This is a genomic window from Anabaena sp. CCY 9910, from assembly GCF_963920875.1.
Classification (GTDB): Bacteria; Cyanobacteriota; Cyanobacteriia; order Cyanobacteriales; family Nostocaceae; genus Trichormus; species Trichormus variabilis.
Window position 1 is genome coordinate 1 of the sequence record NZ_CAWUDJ010000087.1, and the last position, 7,556, is coordinate 7,556.

Annotated in this window: 13 protein-coding genes; 2 read left to right on the forward strand and 11 right to left on the reverse strand. The window is 41.8% G+C overall.

Annotation, left to right across the window (positions count from 1 at the left end):
* Positions 1–26: 26 nt before the first annotated feature.
* Entirely contained in the window at positions 27–830 is an 804-nt protein-coding gene (locus tag ACM5QX_RS29045; RefSeq protein WP_414756679.1) for a hypothetical protein, read from the reverse strand.
* 407 nt (positions 831–1,237) lie between these two features.
* Here ACM5QX_RS29045 and ACM5QX_RS29050 point away from each other — a divergent pair, with 407 nt between their 5' ends.
* Entirely contained in the window at positions 1,238–1,444 is a 207-nt protein-coding gene (locus ACM5QX_RS29050) for a hypothetical protein (protein ID WP_414756680.1), read from the forward strand.
* A 72-nt stretch (positions 1,445–1,516) separates the two neighbouring features.
* Positions 1,517–2,041 carry a pentapeptide repeat-containing protein gene (locus tag ACM5QX_RS29055; RefSeq protein WP_414756681.1) on the forward strand — a complete coding sequence of 175 codons (525 nt, stop codon included), beginning with the start codon at positions 1,517–1,519 and terminating at the stop codon, positions 2,039–2,041.
* A gap of 116 nt (positions 2,042–2,157) precedes the next feature.
* Here the strand turns inward: ACM5QX_RS29055 and ACM5QX_RS29060 are convergent, their stop codons facing one another.
* The 10 genes from ACM5QX_RS29060 to ACM5QX_RS29105 form a co-directional block, all read right to left on the reverse strand.
* The gene (locus ACM5QX_RS29060) at positions 2,158–3,726 is read right to left on the reverse strand and encodes an AAA family ATPase (RefSeq protein ID WP_414756682.1); all 1,569 of its coding nucleotides are present in this window, start codon (positions 3,724–3,726) and stop codon (positions 2,158–2,160) included.
* A complete protein-coding gene (locus ACM5QX_RS29065; protein ID WP_414756683.1) occupies positions 3,723–3,977 on the reverse strand; it encodes a hypothetical protein in 255 nt (84 codons plus the stop codon). The genes ACM5QX_RS29060 and ACM5QX_RS29065 overlap by 4 nt, the downstream gene beginning before the upstream one ends.
* Before the next feature lie 40 nt (positions 3,978–4,017).
* Positions 4,018–4,227 carry a DUF2997 domain-containing protein gene (locus ACM5QX_RS29070; RefSeq protein WP_414756684.1) on the reverse strand — a complete coding sequence of 70 codons (210 nt, stop codon included), beginning with the start codon at positions 4,225–4,227 and terminating at the stop codon, positions 4,018–4,020.
* 3 nt (positions 4,228–4,230) lie between these two features.
* Complete coding sequence (locus ACM5QX_RS29075; RefSeq protein WP_414756685.1) at positions 4,231–4,680, reverse strand: DUF1257 domain-containing protein; 450 nt, start codon at positions 4,678–4,680, stop codon at positions 4,231–4,233.
* Positions 4,681–4,742: 62 nt separating this feature from the next.
* Positions 4,743–5,801, reverse strand: a complete 1,059-nt coding sequence (locus ACM5QX_RS29080) for a hypothetical protein (RefSeq protein ID WP_414756686.1) — start codon at positions 5,799–5,801, stop codon at positions 4,743–4,745.
* Between the two features lie 92 nt (positions 5,802–5,893).
* Positions 5,894–6,082 (reverse strand): hypothetical protein, encoded by a 189-nt coding sequence (locus ACM5QX_RS29085; protein WP_414756687.1) that lies wholly within the window; start codon positions 6,080–6,082, stop codon positions 5,894–5,896.
* 6 nt (positions 6,083–6,088) lie between these two features.
* Complete coding sequence (locus ACM5QX_RS29090) at positions 6,089–6,382, reverse strand: hypothetical protein (protein WP_414756688.1); 294 nt, start codon at positions 6,380–6,382, stop codon at positions 6,089–6,091.
* A complete protein-coding gene (locus ACM5QX_RS29095) occupies positions 6,373–6,576 on the reverse strand; it encodes a hypothetical protein (RefSeq protein WP_414756689.1) in 204 nt (67 codons plus the stop codon). Before ACM5QX_RS29095 ends, ACM5QX_RS29090 begins: the two co-directional genes overlap by 10 nt.
* 104 nt (positions 6,577–6,680) lie before the next feature.
* Positions 6,681–7,073, reverse strand: coding sequence for a hypothetical protein (locus ACM5QX_RS29100; RefSeq protein WP_414756690.1), 393 nt, complete (start codon positions 7,071–7,073; stop codon positions 6,681–6,683).
* A gap of 89 nt (positions 7,074–7,162) precedes the next feature.
* A complete protein-coding gene (locus ACM5QX_RS29105) occupies positions 7,163–7,420 on the reverse strand; it encodes a hypothetical protein (RefSeq protein WP_414756691.1) in 258 nt (85 codons plus the stop codon).
* Positions 7,421–7,556: the final 136 nt, after the last annotated feature.

Consider the following 7,556-nt stretch of genomic DNA (forward strand, 5'->3'; position numbering starts at 1 on the left):
ACTCTACTACGAAACGCCCTACCTCTTCATGCTCTTATTTTGGCAACGGTATTGCGGTAAGGGTCAGCTTTGTCTGCCGCCCAAGCCAAACACATGGTTTTCACCAGTTCATCCACCTTAGACTGTGGCAATTGGCTTGGTGCTTTCGCATCCTGAAACTGCAAATACTCTTTGATGAGATCAACAGGATAGTCCAGCATTGTACGGATTTGTCTGACTCTTGCATCTTGAGGGTGTACGGGTGGTGGAGTAGCTTTTGATTTTGGGACAGACCTTGATTGCGTTCTGGTTGTGCTTCGCTGTTCTACAACAGGAGTAGCAAATATGTCTTCATCATCCAATTCATATTTGATGGCAAAAGACAACCTTGATTGAATATCTTGAACTATGCCAGCAAAATCAGCATTAGCGTCCCAATCTCTACGAAGCTTAGTCTTAGACTGAGCATCATAAAGACTGCAAAAGACAACAGTCTCATTACCAGGATTAACCACAATTGTTAAAGGTTTTGAAAAATCTTCTACAAGGGATGCAGCGAGTAAGAATGATTTAGCAAAATTGGTATTGATACCGCTTCTGATCACATAAAGTTCGTCTGCCGAAATCACAATATCTAGCTTAAGTTTGTCTTGACCTCTATAATCTTTCTCTGTGAGCCTGAGTTCACAAATATATCCAGTCAAAGCTCTCTGGTGGACAGGAACTTTTTCTTTACTATTAATAATGTACTTATACCAGACATACTGTTCACCGCCCATTTCTTCATTTTTAATATACAAATAAATGGGATGGGGTGGATTACCTAATCCTAACTTCACTTCAGTTACCATCAGATTATCTCCAATTAATTTCTCGCTTTGCTTTAGCGTAGCTGTTTATTATTTGTTGTCAAAAAACAATCCATGAAAATCCATGTCATTTATTATAATGTTTATTTGGTTGAGCATATATAAAAGCAATCATTATTTAATCAGCATCAAATTTTAATTCTTTTTATACTCTACGTTTTGTAGTTAAAATTTAGAAGTAACTACCCAAATTGATTGTTAGTAAGATGCGTCAGCATGAATATTTATTATTTAATTTCATCCTATTGATTTACGCCTATAGATAAAAGCTAAAACTTTATTTACTACTATGGTAAGATGTAAAATCAACAGTTAATGACTCATACTTGCAAAATACAATTTAATGTAAACATCGCGTATTCAACTAGTAATAATTTGAGGTCACAACTATGAATTACATTCAAGAAAAAGACATAGTGAGACTGAAACGCAACGTAGATCATGAATTGCAAAAAGGTTTAGTAGGAACAGTTTTACAGTGTCATTCAGATAAGTTTGAAATTCATTTTCCGCTTCAAGGCAAAAACATCCATGCTCAACTTCCTCTGCAAGATATCGAGTTTGTAACCAGAAGTGAAATATTATTGCAGCGTTAAGCTATTTTAACGTTGGATTGTAGAGTGCTACTTGACTAAAGACTGCAACAGCCGTTCGTAGGAGAAAAAAGCATGAAAGCAGATGAATTATTAGCGCAATACGAAAATGGCACAAGAGATTTTACAGGAGTAAACCTTAGTGAAATATTTTTAGAAGGTGCTAACTTAAGCGAAATAATTCTCGACAGAGCTATTCTTGATGGCGCAGAGCTAAGTCAAGTAAATTTTAGCAAAGCTAGTTTGATTAAGGCTGACTTAAATGGTGCAAATCTCACACAAGCAAATCTAAGTGATGCAAATTTAAGTGGGGCAATTTTAGATGGAGCAATCCTCGAAGAAGCTATCTTGGATGGTGCTAATCTAAATCAAGCCGACTTAACAATAGCTAAGTTAATTGGTGCTTCTTTAAGTGAAGCTGAACTCAAAGAAGCTGATCTTACAGGAGTTTCTCTAAATGAAGCCGATTTAAGCCACGCAGATTTGGCAAAAGCAGATTTAACTCAAGCCGATCTTAGCCAAGCCGAATTAAACAACGTTAACTTAAACCAAGCTAATTTAGAGCAGGCTAATTTAGAAGGTACGATTTTAGAACCGTAGTTTGTCAGGCAATAGTCGTAGCAATCGCTCTCGTTGTTAATTCATGTTCCTATACCGCGCAGTCTTAATCGATTGAGTGGGTTTTGTATCTGCGATGTCTGCGACAAGGCTTGCGCCTACGCTGTCGATGCCGCCCTTGCAGATTTCGCCCAATCGCGCATCCGTTCTACAGCCGCCGCATCTTGGACAGCAAGCGGGGTGATGGTTTGACGACATTCTTCCAAATCCCCTAGAGTTACCTGTTGGGGTCGCTCTTGCTCAAATGCGAACAGTGCGGCTTCTGAGGCTAGGGTTTCGAGTTCGGCTCCTGAAAACTTGGAGGTGCTGGCGGCGATCGCTTCAAGGTATTCCTCCTCAACGCTAATGCCGAATCGCTCTAGGTGAATCTTGAGGATTTGCGCTCTCTCAGGCTCAGATGGCAGATCCACAAAGAAGGTTTCATCAAATCTGCCCTTGCGCTTTAATTCTGTTGGTAGTGCAGTCACGTCATTGCAAGTTGCCACAACAAACACCCCGGCTGTACACTCACTCATGAACGTGAGGATATTTCCTAAGATTCGTTGTGATACACCGCTAGTATCACCCTGACCAGACAAGGCTTTTTCGATTTCGTCTAACCACAAAATACAGGGTGCGATCGCTTCGGAGGTCTTGAGGGCGCGGCGAACATTACCCTCACTTTCCCCAACCAAAGAACCCAACATTGATGCAATATCAAGTTGTAGTAGTGGTAAATTGAGGATATTGGCGATGTTTTTGGCACAGTGCGACTTACCCGTTCCGGGTGGGCCAGCTAGTAGCACACCTTTAGGTTGTGGCAGATGCAGCGATCGCGCCTCTTGTGTGAACAGTCTCCGTCGCCGTTGCAACCATTCACGCAACAGGTCTAATCCGCCAAAGGGAATTGTTGCAGGCTTCCCTAGCTCAATCCCCATTTGAGAAAGCAGCCGAGTTTTGTACTCCACTACCATCGGCGTGACAGTAGCATCAATAGTAATACCACTGCTACTCAAACGTTCTTTTACAGTTAAGCGCAAGAAATCACTGATTTCCTCAAGAGTTAATCCCAGTGCTGCCCTTGCTAAAGTTTCACTCTGTTCAGTATTCAACAGGACACGAAATGATACGTCTTGTTCAGTGGCAGATTCAGACAAATAGTTGAGGTAGGAATAGATATGCTCTTGCACTTGTTCCACTGTTGGCAATGGCACTTCTGCCCACGGAATCAACCGTACCAGAGACTCATGTAGTTCAATATTTTGACCCAAGAATATAATGCGTTTTTCTGTGGGTTTGAGCCTGTGGTACAAATTCTTAACCCTGGTGAGAATTTCCCAGGATAACTGCGGTGAGTTATTCGCAATGAATGGATGAATATCGCCTAAGACAAATACCCCTGTACCATCAAAATTGTTGATGTACTCGAAAATGTATACCAATGGATCTACATGGGCTGGGCGTTTGTATTCTGCGACTGGCTTGAATATCAGTCCGCCATCCGGGGCAATTCGACATTGTTCTAGTTCTGATACTCCCAAATTCCAGAAATACGTGGGAGAGTCTAGTTTATCCTGTGCTTGTGTAGTCAGCCACTGAATGATTGTGGCTTCTTCTGGCGCAAGTACCTCTAACGCCACGATAGGTATTTGTGAATCCAGCGTGGAGAATATATTATTTAGGTTCATGGTTCTTTTTGATACGGTAATGGTGAAAGTTCTTCGTGAGTATTTACAAGTCTCACGACTACCTCATAAACTTCGGCATTGCCGTCAAAAATCTCTGCCATACCGTTGCGCTCTGTGTAGGCAATAGCAGAAACAATGGCATTCAGCAGCATAGACAATCCTTCAGTATTGCCTTTGATGATTACAGGTTGGTGTTCTTTTTGTTGTGCGTAAATATGTATAAAAGGGTATTCTTTGGGTAGTTTATTCATGATGCTTGCAGGGGGATGAATTTCCCCCTTTTTCCTATTCCTATTGCCGTAACCGCGTCTGATGATTGGCATTCGTCCGTAGCTGCTGGTTTTGCACTTCGGGCTTAAACTCTCGTTCGCCCTCCACAACCCCCAAAGCCTCCTCAAACGGCTGGGTCGCTGACAAACACGACAAACCCTCAAAGCCAAGAGCTTCTACTCGCACTTCACCAGTAGTTTTGTCAAAGTGAATCAGTATTGAGCGTTCCATTGATTATCTCCGTGCGTACTGTTTAACTTCTTGATGTCCGGCAAATGTTAGCCGTAGGGTTTGCACCTGTCCTTCAGTTGTTTCAGTAATCGTGCATTCACCAAACTTTTCGCGTAATTCTTCCGCTTTGGCTAAAACCATCCGCCGCCCGTAAGTCTGCATTAACTTGTGGCTGAAGAAATCTTCACCAAGTCGCGGAGATGTTTCATACTCATCGTGGATTAAATCGTACACACCACTGGTTTGATTCCAGCGAAAACCGATATCTGCACGGGCTTTGATTGTCCTGCCGAAGATAATAATCTCTGCATTGTACCCCTGCGAATCCATATAATAGCCAGCTAACGGCTGCGGTTGCTCAAAAACATGGGGCTGAAGCTTCAAATCCTCTAGAGCTTGAACTAAGCAATCACGATTGGTGAGTTTAGTTTTGAGTTGTGTAAAATGTGACATAATAAAACCTGGAATACTAGCATTAGTGCAATGCCCCGAATTTCTCAGGGCATCGCTTTTTTCTAACGGAACTTGAATGATTTAACAGTGGCTTGAGTTAACCCAACATCGCTGCTTGCTAACTGTTGCAGATTGCGTTGCTCGTCCAACAATTTGGAGTAGATTGCATCCACTTTCGTCTGGAGTTGAGATCGCCCTTCTGACCCCAAGTTCTTCGATTCAATCGCTGGATCGCTCACAATCGAATCTAGATGGTTCAACATTTCAGCAAGACTGCTACCAGCTTCAGGAGAGGCATTCGCCAGCAGCACCCGCACTTTCTGAAGATGCTTTTCCATCTTTTTCTTGAACTGTACGGGCTTGCGCCCTGGTTCCCAATCAGCCAATTCATCTAACAACTGGGCTGCTAGTTGTTCACCTCCGGCGATCGCTGATTCCCTCAACCTTTGCTCTAGGTTTTGGTCGTATTGCTGGATGAACTGAGTAATTTGCTGCAAACACTTGGCTTGCTCGGAATTGAGTTGTTCAGACAGCGCCGGGATAATCACCGGACGACCTATGACAACTTGTAGATAATCTTCTAACTCAGGCAAAGTTGGGAATGCTTTGATTAAATTGGCTTTGACTTCTTCTTGCTTATCTTGAGGCAGTTCCCAAACATTCAGCGAGATGAAGCTTTCGATGCGTTCAACATAATCCGCTAAACCTTGCTCGTAGTCGTCCTTGAGTCCAGCCCGTAAAGTTGGTGCGATCGCATCTCTAATGTTGAGCAACTGACTCCAGACCAACGGTGCGAGGTCGATAGGACAAATCCAATCACCGTTGTCGCTAGTCATCCACTCTTGCACCGATGCAATCTCTTGACGCAATTGACTTGCTGCTTCATCCAAAGCTTTAAATACTTTGATTCCTCGCAAACCTACTTCGGAAGATTTTACTTTCAGCAAGTCTGATTCTTCGCCTTCAGCTTTCAAAACATCAGTCCAGCGAGGCGAATTACTTTTGGTGGTTTTCTTTAACTTGATTGTTAACCGAATACGAGTTTTATTTAATTTAGAAAAGTTGTAATGTTCGACTACTGCATCTGCTAAAAATGCTTCGTTAGCTATTGCTTGTACCATTGTTCAATACTCCAAATTTTCGCTTTGCTTAAGCGTAGCTTTCACAGTATTTCAGGCATAACGTTTACGCTTTGTACAACATCAATTCATCACTACACAACAGCCCAATACATCCCTTGTTTGCGTACCATGACTGATTGCTTGTTAATTGTGGCTGTTCCAATCTGGGAACTATTTTTAAGCTGCTGTATTTCTCTAATTGTTCGATAAACTATTTTATGAGAATCGCTTTTTTGCAGCCTAACGGGATGTTTAACAGTGCGCGGTTTGTATTTACTCATAGCAAATTAACCCTCCACTTGTAAGACTGGAGCCTTGCGATTGAGATTACATTGACCATCATCGCCATTCGTGATAACTGTTGGTCGAATTTTGCACTCAGATAATGGACAAGTTTGCTCCCAATGATTAATTTGTGATTTTCCACGATGCTCTACCAAAATTACTTGGTTTTTGTATTGCGGGTTTTTACCACTGAGTATGTAAGCATCACCCAAGGCATAAAAACCTGTAGAGGTGTAGTATCTTTTATCTACTCCTTTCAACAAATCCCAAGCTTCTTTTAAGTGCTTTAGCTGCATAGTTCTACCTCCTTCAATTCTAGGTAGTAGCCAGATTCAGTTCTCTTTATTTTCACTAGTTCCTGATTCAACAGTTTTTGGACTGTATTTTTACTAAAGCTGATTTGGCTTAGTCTTGCTTTCCCACCAGAAAGCCTCAGAAATTGCAGACATACAGCCGTTGAATCTTGCCGCATCTGTTTAGTTTTCGCCATATATTTTGTTGATTTAGATTACTGAAAGAAAACAGGAGAGTTTTTCGCTCTCCTGTTAGATAACGAGGTTTGAGTCTCACTTGGGCTTTGGCGTAGCCTTTTTTCTATGCCGCAGAACGCCTCGATATGCTTTGTCTTTGCACTGGTTTAGAAATCGTCGGTTTCACGTCACCAAATGGAGTTTTTACTTCGAGATTAACTCCTAATTGAGCCTGAAGTATTGCAACTTCGTTTAAATGCGCGTCAATATCTTTAAGTATTTCTTCTTCTGATTCTTTGGCAGAAAGCGGTTGTATTTCGTTCTCTGTGAGGTAAACAATATCTTTGCTGTTTTTGTCAGGTAACAAACCGTATTGCCAGCCGAAACCTTCTTCTTTACCTATCAAACTATCACCAGGAATATACTCAATCCCCACTACAATACCTTGCTTTGTGCGTTGTCCAAATGTGAATCGTGGGTAGCCCCATCCACGGGGAATTGTGATTGTGACTTGCATAGTAGATTTCCTTTTTGTGCATTTTTTCATGTAAAAAGCGGTCTGTATTGAACAAACCGCTTTTAGATAATATTTTTGATTATTCTTTGCTAAGAATTTCTGTTACGCAACAGCCTCAACACTTCTTCCATCCCTGCGTTTAAATTCCGAATATCCGCTTTCATCTCACGGATCTCTGCTTTGACTTCTCGCATATCCGATGCCAACCCACTAGCCAAACTCAACGTCCTAGCGATCGCTACCTGAGATGTACCGATTGTTCCTGCTTGTATTTTCAGGTTGGTCACATCCTCTGTCAATTCATTGAGGCGCAGGTAAATATCATCAATTCTGCTGTCTTCGGTCATGTTTGAGTCCTTCTATTAATTGGTGGCTAGTTTACTACTGCACTGTATAGCCTTTACCTATTATTTTAGGCGATCGCTTGTTAGCCCTTTGTTGTCACTTCCATGAGAGAATAATTAAGTAAAAACGCCGAAAGTA

What these genes read in the sequence shown, in the direction of transcription:
- ACM5QX_RS29045 (WP_414756679.1), bottom strand. Translation starts at nt 830, where the DNA reads ATGGTAACTGAAGTGAAGTTAGGATTAGGTAATCCACCCCATCCCATT.
- ACM5QX_RS29050 (WP_414756680.1), top strand. Translation starts at nt 1,238, where the DNA reads ATGAATTACATTCAAGAAAAAGACATAGTGAGACTGAAACGCAACGTA.
- ACM5QX_RS29055 (WP_414756681.1), top strand. Translation starts at nt 1,517, where the DNA reads ATGAAAGCAGATGAATTATTAGCGCAATACGAAAATGGCACAAGAGAT.
- ACM5QX_RS29060 (WP_414756682.1), bottom strand. Translation starts at nt 3,726, where the DNA reads ATGAACCTAAATAATATATTCTCCACGCTGGATTCACAAATACCTATC.
- ACM5QX_RS29065 (WP_414756683.1), bottom strand. Translation starts at nt 3,977, where the DNA reads ATGAATAAACTACCCAAAGAATACCCTTTTATACATATTTACGCACAA.
- ACM5QX_RS29070 (WP_414756684.1), bottom strand. Translation starts at nt 4,227, where the DNA reads ATGGAACGCTCAATACTGATTCACTTTGACAAAACTACTGGTGAAGTG.
- ACM5QX_RS29075 (WP_414756685.1), bottom strand. Translation starts at nt 4,680, where the DNA reads ATGTCACATTTTACACAACTCAAAACTAAACTCACCAATCGTGATTGC.
- ACM5QX_RS29080 (WP_414756686.1), bottom strand. Translation starts at nt 5,801, where the DNA reads ATGGTACAAGCAATAGCTAACGAAGCATTTTTAGCAGATGCAGTAGTC.
- ACM5QX_RS29085 (WP_414756687.1), bottom strand. Translation starts at nt 6,082, where the DNA reads ATGAGTAAATACAAACCGCGCACTGTTAAACATCCCGTTAGGCTGCAA.
- ACM5QX_RS29090 (WP_414756688.1), bottom strand. Translation starts at nt 6,382, where the DNA reads ATGCAGCTAAAGCACTTAAAAGAAGCTTGGGATTTGTTGAAAGGAGTA.
- ACM5QX_RS29095 (WP_414756689.1), bottom strand. Translation starts at nt 6,576, where the DNA reads ATGGCGAAAACTAAACAGATGCGGCAAGATTCAACGGCTGTATGTCTG.
- ACM5QX_RS29100 (WP_414756690.1), bottom strand. Translation starts at nt 7,073, where the DNA reads ATGCAAGTCACAATCACAATTCCCCGTGGATGGGGCTACCCACGATTC.
- ACM5QX_RS29105 (WP_414756691.1), bottom strand. Translation starts at nt 7,420, where the DNA reads ATGACCGAAGACAGCAGAATTGATGATATTTACCTGCGCCTCAATGAA.